The following is a 24,423-nucleotide window of genomic DNA, read 5'->3' on the forward strand; positions in this document are numbered from 1 at the left end:
GATCACTCTAACTTCCCTATATCCAGCTTGGTTTGGGCGGCGTCGGTGCGCCGGAGCGGAAGTGGTCCCGGGGGCGGGGCGGGGCGGTTGGGTGGTGGTTCAGGTGTCGGAGGGCTGTGGCTGCCAGGTCGCCCGGATCAGGGCGCGTTCGGTGGCCGCCAGATACACGGCGGTGGCGAGCCAGGCCCGGGCGTAGGGGGCCGGGTCGGGGTCGGTGATGCGGCCGAAGACATCGCGGGAGCGGCGGTCGGCCTCCTCGGCGAGGGTGACCGCCAGATCGGCGGCCGTGCGGAATCCGCTGCGCCGCAGGGCCGCACGGCCCCCACTGCGGTCGCCGTCACGGGCGGGTTCGGCCACCGCGCGCCGGCCTCCGGAGACGGCGACCTCGACCAGCCGCCGCAGCCGCCACAGCGGGGCCTCGGCAAGAGGGTCGGACGGGATGCCGGCGAGGTCGTCCACGGCGGGCACGGCGGACGGCGGTGGGAAGTGCGCGCCCTGAAGACGGTCGTAGCCCAGGTCGGCGTGGCCCTGCCAGTCGTCCGGCAGCCGCAGGGTCTCGTCGGTGCCCGGTACCGGCCCCACCGCGAGCGGGCGGAGTGTGGCGGCGCGGTCGGGGTCGAGGCGGCCGATGACGCGCAGCCGTAGGCCGGGCCGGGAGGCGAGCTGATGGAAATTGGCGGTGTGGGCGAGGTCGGGGTGGCCGTTGGCGGGGGTCAGGCGGACCAGGAGGCCGCTCGCCGAGGGGCGCCCGGTGGGGGAGAGTTCTCGAGCGAGCAGATGGTCGCCCGTGGCGCCGACCAGGACCAGGTCGCAGCCGATCAGCCGGCGTGGCGCCTGCTCGGCCTGCTCGGGGTCGGCCCCGGGGGCGTCCACGAACCGTTCGGCGACCACCTCGGCCAAGGGTCGTGCGAACAGGGCGGCGAGCGGACCCGACGACCAGGACAGACCGGCGAGCGGAGTGGCCCGTACGCCCTTGCCTGAGCCGAGACGACCGTCGGGGGAGAGTGTGGCGCCGGAGATCAGCAACCCGCCCCGGGAGAGCTGGGCGTGGTTGAGGGTGCCCGAGCCGAGCGTGACCGTCGCGGTGGCCGCGCCCCGGGCGCGGGCCGGGCCACCGGGTTTGACGTCGGCCACGGAGAACCAGCGCCCCTCGTCGGACACCAGGTGGGTGACGACACCGCCGTAGCCGGTGGACGCGATCACCGGCTCCCGGCAGACACCGTGGACCCGCAGGCTGCCGCCTGGCCGGTAGGCGCGGCGGGCCGTGCCGACCAGGGTCGGATCCGGGTCCGCCGCCGACAGCAGACTAGTAGTGAGCAGCAGTTCGCGGACGCTGACGACCAGGTCGGCCAGCCGGTGGCCGTCGTACCGGGCGCGGGCGCCCCGCAGTCCGCGCACGACCCGCAGAGCGGCCGCCTCGGCGCGATGCAACCCCGCGAGCCGCGCCGTGTGCGCGGCCCGCAACAACTCGGCCTGCGGTACCGCACCCGCCGCGGGGACGCCGGCGGCGAGTACGGTCGCGGCGGCTGCCCAGAGGGCGCCGGCGGCGGCGACCTGGGCGGGGGTCGGGGCGACCGGGGCCGGGGTGTGGGTAGTGGCGGTGCCTGGGGTGGAAGTCTGGGCCGGGTCCGGCGTCCCTTGGGTGCCGGTCGCGGAGGGCTCGGTGCCTGCGGATACTCCGCTTGAGGCGCTTGACGGTGTCCCGTCTGGCGTGACGTTGCCTTCTGCCGCCGTCCTACCTGTTGTCGCGCCGGTCGACTCGGGCACGGTCTCCGCGTCGGCCACAGGGCAGGCACTCAGTACGGCGGCGCGGTGCAGGCACCGGGGTGCGAGCAGGCAACTGCACACCGCCTGCTCGGCGTCCGTGACCGCGCCGGTCGGTCCTGGAGCGAGGGTGACCTCGGCGTCCTCGCCGCACCTGATGCGCAGGACACCGCCGTCTGCCGTGACGGGTACCGCCGTGTACGACTCGATCGCGGCGTCCAGCTTCTTGCGCAGCCGGGAAGTGAGGCTCTCGACGGCGGCGGCGACCACATCGGGGGCTGCCGGGGGCAGTTCGGGGTTCATCGGTTCTCTCCGCGGAGGCGGTCGCCCACCCAGCGGGCGAGGGCGAGGGGACTGAGGGCGGCGACGGGCATGCCGGCCGCGACGAGTTGCTGGGCGACCGGCACCGAGTAGCGCGGGGTGCCGGTGTCGTCCAGGGCGGCGCAGCCCATCAGATGCACTCCGGAACTCGCGAGGGCCCGGACCTCGCCGAGGAGCCCGCCCAGCGCGTACCCCTCCTCGAAGTCGCTCACGACCACCACGAGGGTCCGGCTGGGCACCGTCACCAGGGAGCGGGCGTGTGCGAGGCCGGCCGCGATGTGGGTACCGCCGCCGACCCGTACCTCCAGGAGCAGCGACAGGGGGTCCTCCACGCGGTCCGTCAGGTCGATCACGTCGGTGGAGAACGCCAGGAAGTGGGTGGACAGGGTGGGCACCCCGCCCAGGACGGCCGCGGTGAGCGCCGACCAGATGACGGACGCCTCCATCGATCCGGACACGTCGACCACGAGGATCAGCCGCCAGTCCGCCTCCTTGCGTGACCTGGTGCTGAAGACCGGCCGCTCCGGTACGACCATGGTCCGTCCGTCGGCCGTCCGGTGGGTGTGCGCCAGGTTGGCCCGCAGGGTGCGGGGCAGGTCTATCCGGCCGCCGGGGCGACGGGTGGGGCGCGGGGTGGCCAGACCTGTGAGCGCGGGACGCATACGGGTGGCGAGTTCCTTGGCCAGCTCGTCCACCAGACGCCGTACCAACGGGCGCAGCCTGGCCAGTTGCTGCTCGGGCATTCCTCCGGCAAGGGACAGCACGGAGGTCAACAGGTCGATCGAAGGGCGGACCGCCTTGGGGTCGAGCTCGGCCAGTACGTCCGTACGGCCCTGGTCTGCGGCGCGTGCCAGCACCTCCTCGCGGACCTCCGCGCCGAACAGCGCGTCCAACTCCTCGGCCCACTCCCGGGCCGTGGGGAACGAGGCGTCCTGCCCACCGGACTGGCCGTGGCCGCCGCCCCGGCCGAGATCCGCGGAGCCCTCGCCCCGGCCCGAGCCGTACAACTCGTCCAACGCGTGCGCGTAACGCCGGGCGCCCTGTGGCAGCTTCTCGCTCTCCCGTCCCAACAGAAGCCGCCAGCGGTCGGTGGGGGACAGGTGGAGGGAGGAAGGAGTGGTCGAGGTGGTGGGGGTGGGGGTGGTCGGGGTGGTCGGGGTGGTGTCCGCGCGGCCGGCGAGACGCTCCTGGTGGTCGACCTGGTCGACGTGGTCGACGTGGTCGACGAGGCGCTCCGGGGGGCCGACGGCTGCTTCGGGGCCGAGGGCGGCATCCTTCGCGCCGACGACGAAGTCTTCCGGCGACGCGGCCGAAGCCGCCGGGGACTGCGACGTGTCGGAGCCGTCGGGCCGCCCCGCCGTGGCCGGTCCGGTAGGCAGTCGGAGGGAGGCGACCGCTGCCAGGCCCGCCGTGTCCGCCGCCGTCCACAGGGCGAGGAGATTCGGAGAGGCACCGAGCGACAGGTCGAGGCGGTCGCCGAGGCGTTCGGTCACGGTGGTGAGCAGGCGGTCGCGGCCGGCCGGAGTGAGCGTGTCGAAGCCGCCGCGCAGGGCGGGCAGCCGGTCCAGGAAGCCCTGGTCGGTGAGTGTGTCGATCCGGTCGAGCAGCGGGTCCAGCGCGGTCGGCGAGGACTGCAGGAGCGGGGCCGCTCCGCTGAGCAGGCCGGTGAGGCGGCGGGCCAGGCCGAGGCGGCCGTCCGGGCCGGTGGCCGTGTCGATCCAGCCGGCGGCACGCGCGCCGAGGATGTCGGCGTTGTCCAGGTCGAGCAGGACCCGGGCGGCCAGGGCGGCACCCTGGACGAGCGGCGAGCCGGTACGGGCGAGGGTGCCCAGCGCGTCGTCCATCCGCAGGCCAAGGCGGTGTTCCCCGGCTCGTGAGGCGAGTGCGACGAGTGCGGCAGCGTCCTCCGGCTGGTCGCTGCCCGCCAGGCCGGGCAGGGCGCGGACCGCCGCCTCCAGGAGGTCGACGGCGAGTTCGGCGGCCTCCCGCCTCCCCTCGGTCGTGGTGCCGGGCAGATGGCCCCGCCGTAGCGCTTCCAACAGATCGAGTGCTTCGAGGAGTTCGGGGAGCGTGGCTGTGGCCGGGAGCACGACGGCGGCGTCGGCCAGACGGTCGGCGACCAGAGCGGGCAGGTCGCAGCGGGCCGCCGCCCGTAGTCCGGCGAGGACGAGGGCGCAGGTGGGTCCGCCGTCCGCCGACTCCCGACGGAACGTCTCCCGCAGGGTGCCCTCGGCGGCCAGGGCCGCCGTCACACCCCGTATCCCGGCCAGGTCGAGCCGTACGGGAACGGCAGGCGTCCACGACAGCCGCCACCGGGTGGTGAGCGCCGTACCGTCACCCGTGCCGGCCACCTCCACGGCCTCGCCATAGCCCGCGCCGCACACCGCCAGGCGCTGGAGAAGGATTTCTCGGCGGCCGTCGAGGGCGGAGCGGAGGGGGTCGAGCCGGAGTTCGCGCGCGGCCGGGTCGTCCGGGCCGGGCAGCCGCAGTTCGGCCAACTCCGCCTCCACGGACGGGCCGAGCCCGGAGCGCGGTGTGCCGGGTGCGATCCGGCCCCGGTCGGTGCCGACCAGGACCACTTCGAGGGCGCGCGCGAGGGCACGGCCACGGCCCAGCGGCTCACCCTGCCCCATCACCGTCGTCAGCGCCTCCAGCACCTCGCCGCGTCCGGGTGCCGCGAGTCCTCGGAGACGGGCCAGGTCGCACGCCATCCGCAGAGTTTCGGTGGCCTCGCCCGTGCCTGCCGTGTGCCCGGCGGCGCGCAGCTCCCGGCAGACATCGGTGATCGCCCGCGCTGCCGCGTCGTGCAGCCGCTCCGGGTCGCCCTCGGCCGCGAACACCGCCTGCTGCCAGCGGGGGTCCCGGATGCCCGCCGGGTACCCGGAACGGGAGTCGAGCAGGTCGAAGGAGTACGGGACGAGCGAGGTGACCACGGGTGGGTGCTCCCCGACGAGGCCCGCGCCACTGCCGCCTGATGCCGTGCCTCGCGCACGAGCGGTGGGCAGGACCGGGGCCGTGCCGCCCGCCCCGTCCTCCGCCGATCCGGCCGGGGTCCGCTCCGCGTCCGCGTCGGCGACCTCCGTGAGCGCTTCCATGAGGGCCGGTGCGTGGAACGCGCCGATGACGGCGGCGACCCTGCGCCCGCACGTCGCCGCACGGGCGATCGTCTCGCGCATATGGGCCTCGCGGGCCAGATCCACCGGCGGTACGCCGCCCGCGGACTCGGCGTCGCGGCGCAGCGCCCACCCGACGCCGAGCGCGGCACGCCGGATCGCCTCGGGGGCGCAGCCAGGGGCAAGCACCTCCACACAGCGATCCCACAGATCGTCACCGTCACGCCCGGTCCCGGCGGCGACCAGTGCCTCCGCGAATCCGGTGGACGGGACGACGGGCACCGCACCGACGAGCGCACTACGCGTCTCCCGGCCGGGCGCGGGGCGGTCCGTGCCTGCCCTCCGACGGTGCGTGCCTGCCCCCGGACGGTCCGGGCTCGCTCCCGGGCCGTCCGCGTCCGTCTCCGGGCCATCAGGGTTCGCTCCCGGCCGCGCACCGCTCACCGCCAGTCGGTCCGCGTTCCACCCTCGGTCCGACATCGGCAGGTCGCAGCACACCACCCGCGCCCCCCGCTCCCGTGCCCAGTGGATCGCGGCGAGTTCCGGGGAGAAGTCGGCGAACGGGTAGAAGCCGAGCCGTCCGCCGTCGACGGCACCGGCCAGGGCGACCGGAGCGACGGTCCCCGGGGCACCGAGGTGGGTGAGCCAGTGCTGGAAGTCGGCGGGAAGCTCCACGCACACCACCTCGGCGCCGGAGGCGTCCAGCAGGGCGGGCACGGCCGCGGCGAGGGCCGGGCTGTGGTGCCGTACACCCAGCAGATACGGCACCGTGGAGCGGGCGAGGGCCGTGACGGCCTCGCGCGGGTCTGGAGAGAGCGTCACCGAAGGTTCTCCCGCAGGTCCCAGAGGCGGCGCCACATCGCCGAGCCGTCCTCGGCGCGGCGGCGGACCGGGCCGTCCCAGTAGCCGAGCAGCCGGGCGTGGTCGGCCGGGTCGTCCTTGCGGACCACGCCCAGCAGGTGACCGGGGACCAGGTCGAGGGCGTCCCCGCCGGGCAGGTACGCGGCGGCCACCCCGAGCGACGCGGCGACCTGCACGGCCTCGGCGGTGGACATCACCGTGCCCGGCCGTTCCACGTCCCAGCCCTCGGCGGAGCGCCCTTCACGCAGGTCGCGGAAGACGGTGACCAGGACGTCGAGGACGGCGTCATCGACGCCGAAGGCCGCGCCCGCACGCTGCACGGCAGCCTCCGCCTGCCGCCGGACCAGGGCAGTCTCGGCGTCGACGTCCGCGATCGGGTGCACCGTCTCGAAGTTGAAGCGGCGCTTGAGCGCGGCGGACATCTCCGAGACACCCCGGTCGCGCAGGTTGGCCGTGGCGATCACAGTGAACCCGGGCGCGGCCGCCACCTGGGCGTCGTCCGTGCCGGACAGCTCGGGCACGCTCACCCGGCGGTCGGACAGGATCGACACCAGGGCGTCCTGCACCTCGGGCAGACAACGGGTGATCTCCTCGACCCGCGCCACCCGGCCCGAGCGCATGGCTCCGAGGACGGGAGAGTCGACCAGCGCCTGCGGGGTCGGCCCCTGCGCGAGCAGCAGAGCGTAGTTCCAGCCGTAGCGGAAGGCGTCCTCGGTGGTTCCGGCGGTGCCCTGGACGGTGAGTGCGCTTGTGCCGCACACGGCGGCCGACAGCAGCTCGGAGAGCATCGACTTCGCGGTGCCGGGCTCGCCGACGAGCAGCAGTCCGCGCTCGCCCGCGAGGGTGACCACGCACCGCTCCACCAGGGCACGTTCGCCGACGAACTTGGGCGGTACCACCAGCTTGTCGGGGAGGGTCTCGTGCGGCTTGGGCAGCTTGAGGGTCTCGCCGCCGCTGCCGCAGACGAAGGTGACGACAGCGCGCGGGGTGAGGCGCCAGCCGGGCGGGCGGGGGCCCTCGTCCTGGGCGGCGAGGAAGGCGAGTTCGGTGGCGTGGCGCTCTTCGGCGGGCAGGGTCTGCCGGGCCGGGAGGGCCGTCGCCGTGTCGGTCGCGGTCATGGATGTCCTTGCTGGTCGGCTCGTTGATCTGGCTCGTTGAGCTGGCTGGCTGGCTGGCTGGCTGTTTGTGTCTGACTGTTTGTGTCTGTCTGTACGTCGAACGAGGGGCAGAAGGGGCGCCCGTGGGCGGGCGCCCCCGTCCCTCAGCGGCGGCGGCCCCGACGCACCTTCAGCTCCTCGAACCGGGGCGCGTCGCCGTCCAGGACGCGCTGCCAGGCCCTCTGGTACAGCTCGGCGGCGGGTTCGGCCGGCACGATCACACCGAACGTGGCGTGCTCGTCGCTCATCAGGTCGCCGAACAGCGGCAGCTTCCACCGCTCCAGCGGCAGTCGCGGCGCCCTGGGGTCGACCCAGGCGCCGGGCAGGAAGAGGGAACGTCCGGCCCTGGTCCGCGTGGCCTCGACGACCAGGTCACCCGCCGCCAGTTCGGCACGGGCCGCCTTGAGCCGGGCAGGCTTCCACCCCGTCCAGCGGGCCGTCATCCGGTCGGTCGGGTCCGGCATGGCGAGCAGCATCAGATAGAGCGTGGCGGCGTCCTCGCCGATGCCGTACTCCTTGGCCGCCTCGGTCACCAGCCCGGGCACGGAGCGGCTGGGGTCCTGCGGCCACCAGGTGCCGTCCTTGCCGCGCTCGCCCGCTAGCGGATCCCCCGGGTCGGCGAGGAGGGCGGCGTACCGCGGGTCGCGGGCCAGCCGAAGCGCCACCTCGGCCTGGTAGGGCCGCCCGCCGTCCATGCGCAGCGCCGGCAGGTACGGGTCCTGCCCGGCCGCGTCCAGCAAGGACACCTTCACACCCGGCGCCGGCTGGTCGTCCTGGGTGGCGAGGATGACGGCGCCGTACCGCTCGAAGCCCTGGCCGGTCTCCGTCGGTGTACCCGCTGTCTTCCGGAACTCGGTCAGGCTGATGTACCGCCCCAGGTCGAGCACCAGCCCCGGGTGGGAGAGCCGTTCCCGTACGGTGCTGAGCGCGGTGGGCAGCGTGGCACGGACCGGGTCGCCGGCGGGCAGACGGTGTGCGAGCCAGGCGGCGAGCCCGATCGCGCCGATGAGCGTGTCCGCGGTGAAGCCGACCGCGTCGTCACCCACGGGCCGGACCCGGTCGCCCTTGACCGCCCACTCCAAATTCCGGGTGAGCCGGGGCTCACCGGCCGGACGCAGCAGCGCGGGCAGGGCCTCCCGTACCTCCCACTGCGCGTACTTGATCGCGCGGAGGGCGTCGCCGAGTACATCCTCGGGCACGGCCGTCCGGCTGCCGACCTCGCTGTTCCAGAGCTCGGCCGCGGCGGCCACATTCGGTCCGTCGGCCCACAGGCGGGCGGGGTCGTCCGGCAGCAGCGCGCCGACCACCGCCGCGCGGACCGCGCTGTCGAGGCCGCGCAGTTCGTCCTTGGCGACGGCCGCCGGGGCGGCCTTCACCCCGATGGCGTTGCGGGCCTCCGTGCTGAGGAACGTCCGCTGATAGGTGTCGACGCCCGGCAGACCGGCCACGATCAGCCGGGCCATCGTCTCGGTGACGCCGGTCAGACGGGCGAACTCCGCGGCGGCCTCGGGGAAGAAGGGCGCCGGTCCGCGTGCGGCCAGCTCCGCGAGGAACGCGCGGAGCCAGGGAGCGTCCCCCTCCTCGCCGAGCGGGGAGGACTCGCGGAGCGTGTAGGGCTCCGGCGTATCGAACCGTCCCGCCGGGTCGTGGAAGTAGCCGGTGAAACTGCAGCCGTCGTCGTCCAGCGTGCCGTGCTCCACGATCGCCAGGAACGCGCCGCCGCCCAACGGCAGAACCGCGTTCCACAGGCCCTCGCGACTCTCGCCGGACGGGGTGCGCAGCTGGTCGGCCCGCAGGGTCAGGGTCACCTGACGCCACCGCGCGGACGCGGCGTCACCGGCCAGGCCCAGCGTGTCGAGCCGTTCGAGCAGAGTCCGCAGCACCTCCCGGTGCTCCGCCGTGGTGGTGCCGGCCGCCGCCCGGAACGCCAGGGCGCCCACCCGGTCGATCAGTGTCGGCAGGGCCGGGAACCCGGTCGGCAGCCCGGTTCCGTCGAGGTGCAGGCGCGCCGTGGGTTCCTCCGGTACGGGGGTGCCGGCGAGTCCGGCGGCCCCGGTCAGGACGCGCAGGGCCCGGAAGGCGGTGTCGGCCTCCTTGTCACGGTGCCACCAGTAGCCGCCCGTACCGCCGAGACCGCTCATGGCGTCCTGGAGGACGCTGTCCGCAGGCCCAGCGGGCCCCTCGGCCTCCTCCGGGCCGTTCTCGAGCGCCTTGGTGAGCCGCGCCGCCACCGTGTCGAGGACGGCCTGCTGGCCGGCGGCGTGGCGCACGACTCCTGCGATGCCCGCGACGAGTGCGTCGTGCGTGACCGGCAGGAGCGTACGGATCGCGTCGGGCAGCGCCTCCTTGTCGTTCTGGGCGGCTGCCGCCAGCAGGGCCGCGGACGTGTCCCGGTCGACGCGGCGCAGCGCTGCGGAGGCCTCCGGGTCACGGGGCGTCATGCACTCCCAGAACTGTGTCGGCGGCAGCAGCAGCGTGCCCTCGCCGAAGACACCCGGGGTGCGGTCCGTCTTGCCCACGGAGGTGACGACGCCGTCACCGTCGACGATCTGGAGCTGCCAGCCGTCGCGGACGACGGCACGGGGCCGGTCGTCGCCCGGGAACACGACGAGCGCAGCCGCCCGGCCCGTGCGCGGGGGCAGGGTCACGCTGTGCCCGGCGAGATCCTCGCTGCGCAGCGAGCCGTCGGGCAGCACGATCGTCCGGATACCGACTACGCCGTCCACGGGCGCGCAGGCCGGTGCCTGACCCATGGTCGGTGAGGGACCCAGCCAGCCGCTGTCGTAGGTGCTGCCGGCAGGAGCCTCGCGCAGCGCGTCGGCCAGGAAGGCGGGACTGCTCATGCGCCCGCGCTTGTTCGCGACGGGGTCGTACTCGTACCAGCCGCGCGTTCCGGGATCCTCGCCCTCCGTGTTCAGCACCCAGTACGAGGCGCCGTCGAAGATCAGCCACCGCTCCTCGGGGATCGTGGTGTCCCCGGCGTGCAGGACGCCCGCGCCGGTGGTCCGGCCGCCGCCCGGCAGGGGCAGGGTGAGCGTGAAGTCGGCCTTGTACCAGTCCATCTCCGTGCCCCGGGTGCCGCCCGGGCCCTGTATGGGCTGGGGGCGGTCGGCGCGGCTGTGCCAATACCCGCGCAGACCCTTGTCGCGCGACCGCCAGTAGACGAGCAGTTCGCCGTCCACGTGGTGGAAGCCCGGGTCGCCCCACTTGTCGTCCGCCGGGATCCGCAGGTCGTGGGTGAGGAGGGTGCCCTCGGCGCCGATCACCCGGGCCTGGGCGGCGCCCGCCACGATGAGGTGGGGCCAGGCGTCCGCGACGATCAGATCCTCGACGTCGTCCTTGGGGACGAGGGTGGCGGCCGCGTCCTCCCAGGCGGGCCAGCCCAGTTCGTCGAAGAGCCCGGCGCGCAGTGTGCGTGACAGCACCGGAGCGAGGTCGGTGGCGGCCGCCCGACGCACCTCGTCCTCGGCGAGCGCCAGCGCCTCGGCCGGCAGCCACCGCAGCCGGGCCAGCGCTTCGGGCAGTTGGGGCAGGCCGACGGCGGTGAACCGCTGGACGACCCCGCGGACCCACTCGGCCAGCAGCGGGCGTCCGCCCGGCGACGCCGCCAGGACGCGGATCGCCCGCAGGCCGTCGCCGCCACGGTCGAACCGGTCCGCACCCTGCCGGAAGGCGTCGTGGAAGCGGGGGTCGGCGGCCAGCGACAGCAGCTCACGGTGTCCCTCGTCCTGGGCCCACTGCTGCAGCGGCAGCGCGGTGTCCTTGCCCGGTGCGGCCACGGGCACGCCCAGGGACAGCAGCAGATCGACCAGGTCGATATCGTGCGTGACCCTCAACTCGCGCCCGGCTGCGGTGAGTTCGGCGCACAGTTGGTCCGCGACACGTTCCACCAGCGGGTACAGCTCAGGCATCCGGGTGGAGTCGCGCCAGGACCGCGCCCGCTCCCGGAAGGTCAGGAACCGCTCCAGCCAGCCCGCCGTACCGTCGTGGGGTCGCTGCTCCTCGGGCAGCGAGGCGTCCCACAGACCGGCCGTGGCACCGGAGGCCTCCAGCATCTCCAGCCACAACGCCGGCATCTCCTCCGAGGCCGACGGGACGGTGTCCAGCAGGATGCCCCGCACCCTCGGCTCGCGCTTCGCCAGCGCCATCAGCGCCGCACGGTGGCCCTTCCACCAGCCCGCCGACGCGTGCAGCGTGGCCGGCAGTGCCAGCAACGCGGCCAGATAGTCCTGTTCGGTCAGGTCCGCGTCCCGGCCGGCGGCGCGCGCCAGCCTGCGCAGATCGTTGGCCATCTGCGCCGACGGTGCCAGACCGCCCGCGGTACGACGCAGGCACAGCCTGGTGAAGCGGCTCAGCGCGTCCTCGGCGGGGACCCGCGCGGCCAGTTCCTTCGCGTACGCCGACAGCACCTTGACCGGGAGCGCCCCGGCCAGCGCGAACTCCAGGAACACGGCGTCGAGCCGCTCCTCCTCGACCGCAAGGCCGTGCTCCGCCTCGGCCTTGCGGGCGCGGGTGAACAACTGGGCCGCGTAGGTGGCGTTCTCCTCGGCGAGGAAGAGCCGCCCGGCCTGCTCGTAGAAGGTCGGCAGGAAGTGCGGCACCGACGCCGCCAGCCTGGCGCCCAGTTCCTGGAAGGCGTCCATCGCCGCCTTGGGCTTGGACTTCGCCTGCCGGGCGGCCTTCTCCAGGTCCGGTACGACGCCCAGTGCGTGGTGCCCGTCGGCCGGGTGGTGCACCAGCACCCACTCCGGGAAGCCCAGCGACTGGCGCAGCCCCAGGCCCACCACGGCCGGCTCCGCGTCCTGCTCCAGACCGAGGAACCCTGCGGCCAGATCCTCCGCTGCGCCCAGCTCCCCGGCGACCAGCCGCACCACCACCCGGTCGTCGAGGCCCGGATGACGGTACGCACGGGCCGTCATCGGCACCGCCCGCTCCCCGGCCCCCTCGGTGTCCGGCGGCAGCACCCCGCCCGCCGCCAGCAGTTCCTCGTACGACACCTCTGTCCCCCCGCTCACGCGTCCTTGCCCTCCTCGATGTCACGCCCGGCGTACAGTGCCGCGGCCATCCGCATCCCCTCCGACCAGGCCACCGGGCCCACCTCGCCCAGCGGCAGGGCGTGGCCGTCCTCGTCCTGCCAGGTGAGGGCGCCGGTCTCCACCTCGTCGTCCCAGTACGGCTCCCCGATCCACACGGAGGCCTCGACGGGGCGGCCGCCGTCCCGGACCCGGGCGGTGGCGTAACCGCCGGAGACGCGGTATCCCAGCGAGGTGGCGCGCGCGGCGAGGGCGAAGCGGGAGCGGAAGGAGCCGCCGGTGAACTCCCGTATCCGGGTGGCCTTGGTGTCGAGGTCGTCGGGCCGTCGCCAGGTCGCCCGGTGGATCTGCTCGACGCGCTGGACGATGCCCAGCTCGGCGGCGAACTCCCGGATGTCGTCGAGGTCCGGCAGCAGCACCGGGTGCGGCAGGGTCACCGTGCGCGGGGAGAGGCGGACCGTCTCACCGTCCAGGTTCACCACCCGCAGTTCGCCGGAGTCGGTGGTGCCCCGCAGGAAGCCCACCTCGTCCGGGTCGTCGCCGACCACCGCGAGGTCGTGCAGCGCGGACTGCCAGGCCTCGTCCGGCCACACCCGGGCCAGCAGACCGGTGGGTACGGGCAGTGACGACACCATCCAGGCGTCCACCTGCGCGACGCACGCCGCCGCGTGCCGATCCAGCCACTCGGCGAACCGGCGCAGCCGGTCCACCTCCGGGTGGTCCTTCAGTGCGCGCGGCAGCGACTTCAACTGCCGCCCCGCCGCCCGGCCCGAGGTGGCTCGCGCCGCCACCCGCCCCTCCACAAGGGCGATTTCATACCCGTCACCCGCCGACAGCCAACCCACGTACCCCAGCCCTCCGCGTCAGTTCCACAAAAAGAAGGCACAGTTCAGCCGGGGAATCCCGGCCCAAGTGCGACCATGTGCGGAACGCTAGCGGCAGCCACTGACAATGGGGCCGGGGCGCCTGCCGACCAAGTCCCGTCCGCCCCGCAGGAGACCCCGACGACGGACGGACACACGAGACGATCCCTCCGGCGTCCGGCAAGCCAAGCGAAGCGAAGACGCCGACGCATCCGTAGATTTACGTAACCACGACACTTACTACCGGCCAGTCGGCGATCCGGCTCCCGCGCGGCCGGGGCGGTCACTCTGCGCAGCGGCGCGCGGAAGCGTCCGGTGACGGGGGCACCGCTTCGGGGAAGGGTCAGCGGATTCCGTTCAGCAGGCGGTCCAGTGCCCGCTCGGTCTGCTCCAGAGCCCTCGGGTCCGTCGACCTGGCCAGCCAGAGCGCCGCCTCGTTCATCGCACCCGACAGCAGACGTGACAGTGGTTCCACCGGCTGGTCGGGGATGACCCCGGCCTCGACGAGCGCCGTGAGCGCCTCGGTGAGATGGCGGGCGGAGGACTCCTCGTCCATGGACCGCCACTCGTCCCACCCGAGGACGGTGGGCGCGTCCACGAGCAGGACGCGGCGTACCGCGGGATCGGAACCGGCGGCCAGGAACGCGCGACAGCCGGCACGTAGTCGCTCCCACGGGTCCTCGTGCCGGTCGGCGGCCTCGGCGACCCGCTCGCCCAGCTCCCGCTGCACCTCACCGACCACGGCCCGGAAGAGCCCCACCTTGCTGCCGAAGTGGTGGTACGCCGCGCCCTTGGTGACGCCGACCGCCCCGGCCACCTCGGCGAGCACCACGTCGTGGTAGCCGTCTGCGGCGAACCGCCTCCGCCCCTCGGCCAGCAGCGTCCGTCGTGTCGCCGCCAGCTGTTCGGCCCGCCTCGATGCCATCCCGGCCACACCTCGCCTTCGCGTACCCCGGGTATGTTAACGTCCTGGCTCACATACCCGGGGTATGTGAAAACGGGTGCCGGGCGCGGACGAGCGGTCGTGAAACTGAGCACGCGGAAGTGGCAGACGCCAAAGAGCACATGCCAAACGGCACACGCGAAACAGCGCACGCCGAACGAGAAGACGGAGAAACACCTTGAAGACGAAACTCGGCAGCTTCTACCCGGTGATCGCCAGCCGGGACGTCACCGCGTCACGCGACTTCTACGTGCGGCACTTCGGGTTCGCGGTGACCTTCGAGGCCGACTGGTACGTCAGCCTCCACCGCCCGGACGTCCCGCAGTACGAGCTCGCCCTGCTCGACCACGGTCATCCGACACTCCCCGAGGGCCACCGCGGGCCCCTCACGGGCGGGCTGTTGCTGAACTTCGAGGTCGACGACGTCGACAGCGAGCACGCCCGGCTGGTCGCAGACGCGGGCCTGACCGAACTCCTGCCGCTGCGCACGGAGGACTTCGGCCAGCGCCACTTCATCGTCGCGGCCCCGGACGGCGTCCTCGTCGACGTCATCACCCAGGTCCCGGCGACCGGCGAGTTCGTCGATCAGTACGCCCCCGGCCACGCGCCCCGGGCCGACGCCGCGCCGTAATCCGGTTGCCGACCGCTGAGGCCGTGACTACGGTGCCTCGCGTGATGAGCCCCGAGTCGGACAGAACGCAGCCGCCGGTCGCCCGGCGGCGGATCGACCCCTGACCGACGGAACCCCGACCGTTCCGTCGGCCGACTCGCCGCGCGCGGCCGGACACGTGCTCCGTGTGTCCGGGCCGGATTCGGCTCACCCCTCCACCACAGGTGACGCGACACGACGCCTGACACGCGGATGTCCATGACCGCACATGTCATCGCTGGAGTCGACTCCGTGCCCCTGTTCCTCCACATCCTCGGCCTTGCCGTCTTCGCGCAAGGCACCTCCGAGTTCATGCTGTCCGGTCTCGTGCCGGGCATCGCCCGTGATCTGTCCGTGCCGGTGGGCGCCGCCGCCAGCCTGACGTCGGCCTACGCCGTCGGGATGATCGTCGGCGCGCCGGTGATGGCCGCGCTGAGCGCGCGGTGGCCACGCCGGCGCGCGCTCGCCGGCCTGCTGACCGCGTTCGTCCTCGTGCACGTCGCCGGTGCGGTGACGACCGACTTCGCGGTGCTGTTCGGCACCCGGATCGTCGCCGCGATCGTCAACGCCGGATTCCTGGCGGTCGCGATGAGCGTGGCCACCACGCTCGTGGCACCGGCACCGGCACGGCGGGCCAGGGCCACCGCCGTCCTGCTGTCCGGGGTCACCCTGTCGTGCGTCGCCGGAGTGCCCGCCGGCGCTCTCCTCGACGCGTGGTCCGGCTGGCGCTCGGCCTTCTGGGCCGTCGCCGTGCTGTGCCTGCCCGCGCTGGTCCTCGTGTTCCGGTCGGCGCCCACCGACGCGGCTCCCCGGCACGGCATCTCCATCCGCCGGGAACTGCGCACGCTCAACTCCCCACCGGTGCGCACCGCTTCGGTGCTCGCGGCACTGGTCAACGGGGCGACCTTCGCCACCTTCGCCTACCTCGCCGTGATCGCCTCGGACGTCGCCGAGCTGCCCGCGCCCGCCGTCACCGGGCTGCTCGCCGCGTTCGGGGCGGGCGCCTTCCTCGGCGTCGACATCGCCGGACGCACGGGCGCCGACCGGCTCCGACGAGGCGTGCTCCTCGCCCTGGTCCTGCTGCCGGTCGGGTGGGCGGTCATGGCCACCACCAGCGACCGGGCGGTTCCGCTGTTCCTCGTGACGGCCGTTCAGGGTGGGCTGTCGTTCGGCGTCGGAACGACACTCGTCAGTCGTGTGATGCGGGTCGCCTCCGACGCCCCCGCCATGAGCGGTTCGTTCGCCACCGTTGCCCTGAACACCGGTGCGTTCCTGGGCCCGCTGCTCGCCGGAGCGGTGACGGAGACCACTGGTGACCACCGGCATGTGATCTGGGTCAGTGCCGCTCTCGCCACAGCGGCGGTCGCGGTCGCGACAGTGTCGAGGACCGTCGCCGGTCTGCCGGGCACCCGCCCGAAGGACCGCTGACCTCTCCGGACCCGGTCAGTCGCACCTGCCGCTCGGCCGGGCCCGGGTCACCACATGACTGACGCCGGTCGTGGAGTCCAGCCGCACCACCCGGGTGCCGGAGGCCGCGGCGGAGAACTGCTCGCCGCGATTGCAGGAGACCCGGCTGCGGAGCCCGTCGGCGCCGGTGAACTGCCGGAGCCCGGAGCTTGGTGAGGCTCTCGTCGCGAGTGGAGTACTCGTACGCCGCCCGTACGCGCCGTTAGTCCTGGTGGGCGACGCGTCCTCCGCTCAGCGACGGGAAGGATGACCGGCGGTAGGGGCCCCGCCCAAGGTCAGCTTGTTCGCCGGGTCCACGAGGTTCAGGTGCGACGGTGGCCGCCCAGGACCTGCACACCGTGGTGCTCCTGTCGCAGCCGTACGGTCTGGCGGCCGTCGTCCGTCGCGACGGTACCGGCCGGCTCCAGGTCCCGCTCCGGGTGCGCGATCCGGTAGCGGTCCTCCTGCCCGGCCAGGTGGGCACGAGCCGCGCCCACCTGGGTGTCCGGGGCGTCCGGGGCCGGCTCCCGAAGCCCGTCCCCTCACCACCGACAAGTCGTGAGCCGGGTGGCGGTCGACCGGCGGGCAGGGCCATGGGACGGGCGATGCGACGGCTCATCACACGGCGGAGGGTTCCACGGAGACTTCCGGCCCCTCCGCGACGGCGGACCACGACATGGACCCGCACGGACAGGACCGCACCGGGCCGCACCGGACCGCATAGGACCCCGCGGACCCGAGCGGTCCGCCGGTACACCCCGCAGGGCCCGGACCAGCGAGCCGGGCCCTCGCGGCCGTCGTACGCCACCGGTCGACCCTGATGCGAAAAAGACCGATCCAGTTCCGGATCCGCCCACTTGGGCGCCTGCGCTTTTCCGTCATGTTTCGGCGGCATGACCACGAAAACCACACACAGACACCACCATGTGACGCGACGGATGCGTCGACGACTGGGTTCTGAGGGGGACGCCGGCGTCACGCAAGGGGGTGCGTCCGCTCCAGGAGAGGCGTGCTCACCCCTGCCCGGGGAGGGGACTTCACCGCATGAAGCGGACCTTACGCACCACCGTGCTCACGGTGGGCGCGCTCATCGCCGCGCTGACACTGCCGACCGGCCCGGCCCACGCCGACGGCACCGCACCCCGGGTCGACCTCCGGGTCCTGGTGGTGAGCGACGGTGGCCCGTCCACCGACGCGATCGCCGCCGCCCTGACCACGGCCGGCACGCCGTACACCGAGATCGACCTCACCCGGTCCGACCGGCCCGTGATCGACGCCGGCTTCCTCGCGGACACCGTCGACGGCCGGCCACTAGCCAGGTTCCAGGCGGTCGTCCTTCCCAGCGACAACCCGTTCCCGGCCGGTTCCGCCGAGATGGCGGCGCTCGCGGCGTACGAGCGGACGTACGCGATCCCCCAGGTCGACGCCTACACCTACGCGCGTCCGGAAGCGGGTCTGCAGTACCCGGTGTACGGCGGCTACTCCGGCAGCATCGACGGCACCGAGGCGGTGGTGACCGACGCCGGGAAGGCCGGCCCCTTCGGCTACCTCGACGGCGCGGTGCCCTTCGAGGACAACGACCCCGCGGTGGGCGAGAGTTATGCCTATCTGTCGAAGCCGGTCACGGGAGCCGACTTCACCCCCTACGTCGAGGCCGCGATACCCGGCGGGTCGACGCGGGGCACGCTGGTGGGCGAGTACCGGCACGACGGGCGGCGCGAGTTGGTCGTCACCTTCGTCTACAACCAGTACCAGCAGCAGTTCCGGCTGTTGGCGCGCGGCATAGTGGAGTGGATGACCGGCGGGGTGCACCTGGGCGCCTCGCGGAACTACTTCGCCGTGCACGTGGACGACGTGTTCGCCGCCGACGACCGCTGGAACACCGAGCTGAACTGCACACCCGGCGACGTCGACTGTGCCGACCCGACCGTCGAGCCCGACCCGATCCGCATGACACCCGAGGACGTCGACCACGCGATCACCTGGCAGGCCGAGAAGGGCTTCACCCTCGACCTCGCCTACAACGGCGCCGGCAGCGTCGACCACCGCGAGGACAACAACGGCGACGACGCCCTCACCGACCAACTCATCGCGGACCGAGACCGGTTCCGCTGGATCAACCACATCTGGTCGCACCCCTTCCTCGGCTGTGTCCAGGACACCACCGTCGTCCCCTGGAGATGCGCGACCGGCGCCGACGGCTCCACCCGGTGGGTGAGCCGGAACGAGATCTCCGACGAGATCGCCACCAACCGCGTCTGGGGCGAGGCGGCCGGACTCCCGCTGGAGAACGACGAGTTGGTTACCGGTGAGCACTCCGGCATGAAGGTGCTGCCGCAGCAGCCCGAGGACAACCCCAACCTTGCGCTCGCCCTCGACGACAACGACATCGCCTGGCTCGGCTCCGACAACTCCCGCGAGCCCGGCCAACGTCAGGTCGGTCCCGCCACCACCGTCCCCCGCTACCCGATGAACATCTTCTACAACGCCGGACGAGCCGCCGAACAGGTCGACGAGTACAACTGGATATACACCAGCCGCGCCCAGGGCGGCAGCGGCATCTGCGAGGACAACCCGGCCACCACCACCTGCCTGACGGCCCCCCTGGACACGGCCACCGGATACGCAGAGGTCATCGTGCCGCTGGAGAAGCGGATCGCCCTCGGCCATGTCCTCTCCAACGATCCGAAACCCCACTTCATCCACCAGTCGAACCTGGCCGAGGACCGCATCGCCTACCCGGTGCTCAGCGGAGTCCTCGACGGCTACGCGGCCCTGTTCGCCGAGAACACCCCCGTGGTCAACCTGCGGATGAAGGACATCGGCGCCGAACTGCGCCGTAGGGCCGCCTGGCAGGCCGCCCTCCAGGACGGGGAGGTCACCGCCCACCGCGTCGGCGACACCGTGACCGTCCAGGCCCCGGACGGGCTGGCGGTCACCGCCACCGCCCCCACCGGCACCACACTGGCCGGCGCCGCCTTCGGCGAGGCCTACGCGGGAGCGGTCTCCGGCTGGACCCCCTCCTCCGGTGAGCCCCTCACACTCACCCTGCCGACGTCCGCCGGGACACCGGCCGGCACTTCCGCCGCTTCCGCCGACGCACCGGCCGGCATCACCGCCGACCCCACCGCCGAGGCCCCCGTCGACCTCACAGCCGAGGCCCCCGCCGACCTCACCGCCGACGCCACCGATCCCGCGCCGGACACCCGCGTTCCCACGGGTGTGAGCGAGAGAGTGCCGTACAGCGCGGACAACTGACGGCGCACTCGAACAAGGACGGACCCCAGGCCCACCGCGGCACGGACCCCAGGGCCCACCGCGGCACGGATCCCGGGCCCACCGCGGCACGGACCGACGGACCGCGCGAGGGACCGGCCCCCGGACCGGCCCGACGTCCCGGCCGCCCCTTCCGGCGGCCGGGACCGGCAGGAACCACCCCATACCTCGGCCGTGGAGCACATCGATGCCCGTTCCTCCCGGCGCGCGACCACTCGGCGCGGCGCACGTCACCCTCCTCACCGAAGGCACCTATCCCCACAGCCACGGCGGCGTGAGCGTCTGGTGCGACCAACTCGTCCAGGGCATGCCCGACCTCGAGTTCGACGTCATCGCCGTCACCGGCACCGGACGCGAACCCGTCGTCTGGGATCCGCCGGCACACGTCTCGCGCGTGCTCTCCGTGCCCCTGTGGGGCGAGCCGCCCGAGGGCCGCCCGCCCCGCGGCCGCGCCCGCCGCCAACTGGCCGCCGCCTACGAGCGGTTCCTGACCGCCCTGCTCGACCCGGCCGCCGAGGACGGGTTCGCGCCCGCCCTCCACGCGATGGCACGGGCCGCGGCGGACGGAACGCTGAGCCCCTTCCTGCGCTCGGACCGGGCCATCGCCCTGCTGACCGCCGTGTGGAACCGCCCCGGCCTGGCCGTGCGCGAGGCCCGCCCCACCCTGCACGACGCGCTCACCGCGACCTCCCTGCTCGAACACGCCCTGCGCCCCCTGGCCGCCCCGCCGCCCGAGACCGGGGTCGCCCACGCCGTCAGCGGCGGCGTCGCCGTCCTTCCGGGCCTCGCCGCCCTAGAACGGCACGGCGTACCGCTGCTGTTGACCGAACACGGCGTCTATCTGCGCGAGCGCTACCTCGGCTGCCGCACCGCGCCCTACCGCTGGCCGGTGAAGGCCGTCGTCCTCGGCTTCTTCCGCCTCCTCGCGGAGGAGACCTACCGTCGCGCGGCACTGATCACCCCGGGCAACCGCTACAACCGGCTCTGGGAGGAACAGGGCGGCGCCGACCCGGAGTCCATCCGTACCGTCTACAACGGCGTCGACCCCGCCGCGTTCTCGCCCGCCGGGCCCGAGCCGGACACGCCCACCCTGAGCTGGGCGGGCCGTGTGGATCCCATCAAGGACCTCGAGACCCTCATCCGGGCCTTCGCTCTCGTCAGGGCTCGACGTCCCGACGCGAGGCTGCGCCTGTTCGGCGGGACGCCCAAGGGCGGGGAGGCCTACCGCGAGAGGTGCCAGGCGCTCGCCGCCGAACTCGGGCACGGGGACGCCGTCACCTTCGAGGGACGCGTCGACGACATCAGGGACGCCTACGCGGCCGGCAACGTCGTGATGCTCTCCAGCATCAGCGAAGGCTTCCCGTTCACCCTGATCGAGGCCATGTCGTGCGGGCGGGCGACCGTCTCCACGGACGTGGGCGGCGTACGCGAGGCCGTCGGCGACACCGGGCTCGTGGTGCCGCCGCGCGACCCGGGGGCGATGGCCGAGGCCGCGCTGGAACTACTGGGCGACCCGGTCCGCCGCCGGGCGATGGGGGAGGCGGCCCGGCTGCGGGTGATCGAGCAGTTCACACTCCGCCGGACCATCGACACCTTCCGGTCCATCTACCTCGAACTGCTTACGCGCGCCCGGCAGCCGAAGGCGGCGGCGACCCAGGCGGAGGCGCTGACCCCGATCAGCACGGTGGCCGGATGAGCGGCCCGATGTCACTCGAACCCGGCGGCGTCGAACAGGACACCCTCGCCATCCGCCTGGCCGACCGGCGCCGCCCCCGCCGCCGTCCGAGCTGGGCCCGCGGCGACGACACCACCCTCACCATCCGCCTGCCGGAGCAGGGCCCGGACGAGGAGGCCGTCAGCGAACTCGCCGCCGAACTCGCCGACCGCGTCGGCCCGGCCGTCCACCCCTACGAGGTCGCCGCACTTCTGGAGGCGGAGGGCATGCCGGCCTCCCTCATCAAGGAACGGTACGGCCACCCGAGCCTGTTCTCCCTCGCCTCCGCCCTGTACGCACACGTGCCCAGGACCTACCCCGAACCCGCGCCGACCGCCGACCCCTGGCGTCCGGACACCGTGCGCTGCCTCCTGCGGGGCGTGCTCTTCGCCCTGCCCGGACTCGCGTACCTGCTGACGGCCCCGCTGTGGAACCCCGGTGCGCACGTCCCGGCCCTGATCGCGGCCGGACTCGTCTCCTGGGCCTGGGGCCAGGCCCTCGGCCACCGAGCCCATCTGCGACTGGCGACCGGGCGACACGAGGCGGGCCGGACGCTCCTCACCGGCGCGCCCCTGGGCGCGCTCGTCGCCACGGCGATCGCCGCACTGCCCGCCGGGGGCGGCCTGGTGACCCTGGTGGCGGCCGCGCAGTCCGCCTACCTCGCGGCCGCGGGCGTCCTGCTGGTCCTGGGCATGGAGCGCCGACTCCTCGCCACCCTCGTCCCGTTGGTCGCCGGCGCCGCCGTCCTCCCCTGGGGGGAACCCGGCCCGATGCTGCGCACCGCGCTGCCGCTCCTCGCGCTGCTCGCCACGCTCACCGTCACCGGCCGCGCCCTGTGGGCCACCCGTGCCACCCCGGCCGTGCCGGGTGCCCGCCGGCCACGAGTGCTGTGGTCCCTGCCGTACGGCCTGTTCGGACTGGCCGCAGGGGTGCTGGTGCTGCTGGAGGGGCGGGAGGAACCGTACGCGGTGATCGTGCTGACCCTGAGCATGGGACCGGCCGAGTGGCTGCTGTACCGCTACCGGAGCCTGTCCGTCGCCGCGCTGCGCGCCGTCGCGACACCCGCCGGGTTCCTGCTGCGCTCGGCCGGGATCCTCGCCCTCTGCCTGCTCGCCTACCTGTTGCCGCTGCTGCCCGCCGCCCTGCTCACGGACGCAGCGCCGGCGCCCCTGTTGCTGCTCGCGGCCGTCCTGTGGACCGCGCTGCTGCTCCAGGCGTTCGGGGCGGCCTGGCCGTCGGCCGTGATCTGTCTCGCGGCGGCGGCCGGCGCCGCGGCGGTCACCTTGCTGCGCCTGCCACCCGGTGACCTGGCACTGCCCCTGTGCTGCGCCGCCGCCGCGCTCTGTCTGTCGGTGTGCGCGCTGCGGCTGCTCGGCCGCCCCGCGCCGCACGCCTGAGCCCCGCGCTCACCAGCGACCACCACCCACAGCCCCTATCCGACCGACCGGAAGGACACCCCAGTTGACCTCCGCACCGCTCGCCGCCGTCACCGGAGCCGAGGGCTTCATCGGTTCCCACCTGACCGAGGCCCTCGTCGCCTCCGGCCACCGGGTCCGGGCCATGGCCCAGTACAACTCCTTCTCCTCCTACGGCTGGCTGGAGACCCTGCACCCGGACGTCCTGGACCGGGTGGAGATCGTCCTCGGCGACGTCCGCGACCCCGGTTCGGTCCGCGGCCTCCTCGACGGCGCCGACACCGCCTACCACCTGGCCGCGCTCATCGCGATCCCGTACTCCTACCAGGCACCCCACAGCTACGTGGACACCAACGTCACCGGCACCCTCAACGTCCTGGAGGCCGTCCGCGCCCTCGGCACACCCCGGCTCGTCCACACCTCCACCAGCGAGACCTACGGCACCGCGCGGACCGTGCCGATCACCGAGGACCACCCCATCAACACCCAGTCGCCGTACGCCGCTTCGAAGGCCGGCGGGGACCGGCTGGCCGACAGCTACCACGCCAGCTTCGACACCCCGGTGGTCACCCTGAGACCGTTCAACACGTTCGGGCCCCGCCAGTCGATGCGCGCGGTGATCCCCACGGTCATCGGCCAGGTCGCGGCGGGGGAGCGGACCATCACCCTCGGAGACCTGCGTCCCACCCGGGACTTCACCTTCGTCAAGGACACCGCGCGGGCGTTCCTGGCCGTGGGCACCGCGCCCGCCGAGCGGGTCGTGGGGCGCACCTTCAACGCCGGCACGGGCGGCGAGATCTCCGTCGGCGACCTCGTCGCGCTGATCGGCAAGGTCATGGACAGCGAACTCGACGTGCGCGAGGACGCGGCCCGTGTCCGCCCCGCCAACTCCGAGGTGATGCGGCTCGTCGCGGACGCGGGCCGGCTCGCCGCCGCCACCGGCTGGCAGCCCGCCCACACCCTGGAGAAAGGCCTCGCCCACACCGTGGAGTTCTTCCGCGACCCGGCCAACCTCGCGCGCTACAAGACCGGCATCTACAACATCTGACGTCCGGCGGGTCCATCCGCGCACACCCCCGAAACGCAGGCGGCCCCGAAACGCACGCAGTCCCCAAAGCACACGCAGTCCACGCAGTCCACGAAGGAGGAGCACCATGCACGCAGTGATCCTGGCGGGAGGCAAGGGCGTCCGGCTGCGGCCCTACACGACCGCGCTGCCGAAGCCCCTGGTCCCCATCGGCGACCAGCACGCCATCCTGGAGATCGTGCTGCGCCAGCTCTCCACGGCCGGCTTCAGCCATGTCACCATCGCCATCGGCCACCTCGGCGAGATCATCCGTGCGTATGTCGGCGACGGTTCCCAGTGGGGCCTGACCGTCGACTACGCCCCCGAGGAGAGCCCCCTCGGCACCATGGGCCCGCTGCTCAACCTGCGCGACCGGCTGCCCGAGACGTTCCTCGTCATGAACGGCGACATCCTCACCGACCTCGACTACGCCGACGTCCTGCACCGTCACCGCGACTCAGGTGCACCGCTCACGATCGCCACGTACGCCCGCAAGGTGCACATCGACTTCGGGGTGCTGACCACGGACGACACCAAGGTCGTCGCGTTCACCGAGAAGCCGAGCATGGACTACCGCGTCTCCATGGGCGTCTACGGCGTGTCCCGCTCGACCCTCGACGGCTACACACCCGGGCTGCCGCTGGGCTTCGACGAACTGGTCCTCGACCTGATAGACGCCCAGAATGAGCCACATGCCTACGAGTTCGGCGGCTACTGGCTGGACATCGGCCACCCCGACGACTACGACCGGGCCAACGCCGAGTTCACCACCCGCAAGTCGCTTCTGCTCAAGGGAGCCTGA

General features: G+C 73.5%; 14 protein-coding genes. 7 read left to right on the forward strand and 7 right to left on the reverse strand.

The window, feature by feature from the left end; all coding sequences use genetic code 11:
* Window positions 1–99 precede the first annotated feature (99 nt).
* The 6 genes from ACFY9I_RS20925 to ACFY9I_RS20950 form a co-directional block, all read right to left on the reverse strand.
* Window positions 100–2,067, reverse strand: a complete 1,968-nt coding sequence (locus tag ACFY9I_RS20925) for a hypothetical protein (protein ID WP_391003643.1) — start codon at window positions 2,065–2,067, stop codon at window positions 100–102.
* Window positions 2,064–6,020, reverse strand: a complete 3,957-nt coding sequence (locus tag ACFY9I_RS20930; RefSeq protein WP_391003645.1) for a DUF5682 family protein — start codon at window positions 6,018–6,020, stop codon at window positions 2,064–2,066. Before ACFY9I_RS20930 ends, ACFY9I_RS20925 begins: the two co-directional genes overlap by 4 nt.
* Complete coding sequence (locus tag ACFY9I_RS20935; protein WP_391003647.1) at window positions 6,017–7,177, reverse strand: AAA family ATPase; 1,161 nt, start codon at window positions 7,175–7,177, stop codon at window positions 6,017–6,019. Before ACFY9I_RS20935 ends, ACFY9I_RS20930 begins: the two co-directional genes overlap by 4 nt.
* Before the next feature lie 143 nt (window positions 7,178–7,320).
* Window positions 7,321–12,231 carry a DNA-binding protein gene (locus ACFY9I_RS20940; RefSeq protein WP_391003648.1) on the reverse strand — a complete coding sequence of 1,637 codons (4,911 nt, stop codon included), beginning with the start codon at window positions 12,229–12,231 and terminating at the stop codon, window positions 7,321–7,323.
* Complete coding sequence (locus ACFY9I_RS20945; protein ID WP_391003650.1) at window positions 12,228–13,094, reverse strand: DUF4132 domain-containing protein; 867 nt, start codon at window positions 13,092–13,094, stop codon at window positions 12,228–12,230. Before ACFY9I_RS20945 ends, ACFY9I_RS20940 begins: the two co-directional genes overlap by 4 nt.
* Before the next feature lie 361 nt (window positions 13,095–13,455).
* Window positions 13,456–14,037 (reverse strand): TetR family transcriptional regulator, encoded by a 582-nt coding sequence (locus tag ACFY9I_RS20950; RefSeq protein WP_391003652.1) that lies wholly within the window; start codon window positions 14,035–14,037, stop codon window positions 13,456–13,458.
* A gap of 196 nt (window positions 14,038–14,233) precedes the next feature.
* Here ACFY9I_RS20950 and ACFY9I_RS20955 point away from each other — a divergent pair, with 196 nt between their 5' ends.
* Window positions 14,234–14,686 (forward strand): VOC family protein, encoded by a 453-nt coding sequence (locus tag ACFY9I_RS20955; protein WP_391003654.1) that lies wholly within the window; start codon window positions 14,234–14,236, stop codon window positions 14,684–14,686.
* Window positions 14,687–14,956: 270 nt separating this feature from the next.
* Complete coding sequence (locus ACFY9I_RS20960; protein WP_391003727.1) at window positions 14,957–16,132, forward strand: Cmx/CmrA family chloramphenicol efflux MFS transporter; 1,176 nt, start codon at window positions 14,957–14,959, stop codon at window positions 16,130–16,132.
* A 341-nt stretch (window positions 16,133–16,473) separates the two neighbouring features.
* Here ACFY9I_RS20960 and ACFY9I_RS20965 read toward each other — a convergent pair whose 3' ends face one another.
* The gene (locus ACFY9I_RS20965; protein ID WP_391003656.1) at window positions 16,474–16,647 is read right to left on the reverse strand and encodes a hypothetical protein; all 174 of its coding nucleotides are present in this window, start codon (window positions 16,645–16,647) and stop codon (window positions 16,474–16,476) included.
* A gap of 547 nt (window positions 16,648–17,194) precedes the next feature.
* Here ACFY9I_RS20965 and ACFY9I_RS20970 point away from each other — a divergent pair.
* The 5 genes from ACFY9I_RS20970 (at window position 17,195) to ACFY9I_RS20990 (ending at window position 24,423) form a co-directional block, all read left to right on the forward strand.
* Window positions 17,195–19,408 carry a hypothetical protein gene (locus ACFY9I_RS20970; RefSeq protein ID WP_391003657.1) on the forward strand — a complete coding sequence of 738 codons (2,214 nt, stop codon included), beginning with the start codon at window positions 17,195–17,197 and terminating at the stop codon, window positions 19,406–19,408.
* Window positions 19,409–19,613: 205 nt separating this feature from the next.
* Window positions 19,614–21,122 carry a GT4 family glycosyltransferase PelF gene (gene pelF / locus ACFY9I_RS20975; RefSeq protein ID WP_391003659.1) on the forward strand — a complete coding sequence of 503 codons (1,509 nt, stop codon included), beginning with the start codon at window positions 19,614–19,616 and terminating at the stop codon, window positions 21,120–21,122.
* Window positions 21,119–22,537, forward strand: a complete 1,419-nt coding sequence (locus tag ACFY9I_RS20980; protein ID WP_391003661.1) for a hypothetical protein — start codon at window positions 21,119–21,121, stop codon at window positions 22,535–22,537. Before pelF ends, ACFY9I_RS20980 begins: the two co-directional genes overlap by 4 nt.
* A gap of 64 nt (window positions 22,538–22,601) precedes the next feature.
* On the forward strand, window positions 22,602–23,603 hold the full coding sequence (locus tag ACFY9I_RS20985) for a GDP-mannose 4,6-dehydratase (protein WP_391003663.1): 1,002 nt from the start codon (window positions 22,602–22,604) through the stop codon (window positions 23,601–23,603).
* A gap of 106 nt (window positions 23,604–23,709) precedes the next feature.
* The gene (locus ACFY9I_RS20990; protein ID WP_391003665.1) at window positions 23,710–24,423 is read left to right on the forward strand and encodes a sugar phosphate nucleotidyltransferase; all 714 of its coding nucleotides are present in this window, start codon (window positions 23,710–23,712) and stop codon (window positions 24,421–24,423) included.

It is taken from the genome of Streptomyces sp. NPDC012510, assembly GCF_042955065.1.
Classification (GTDB): Bacteria; Actinomycetota; Actinomycetes; order Streptomycetales; family Streptomycetaceae; genus Streptomyces.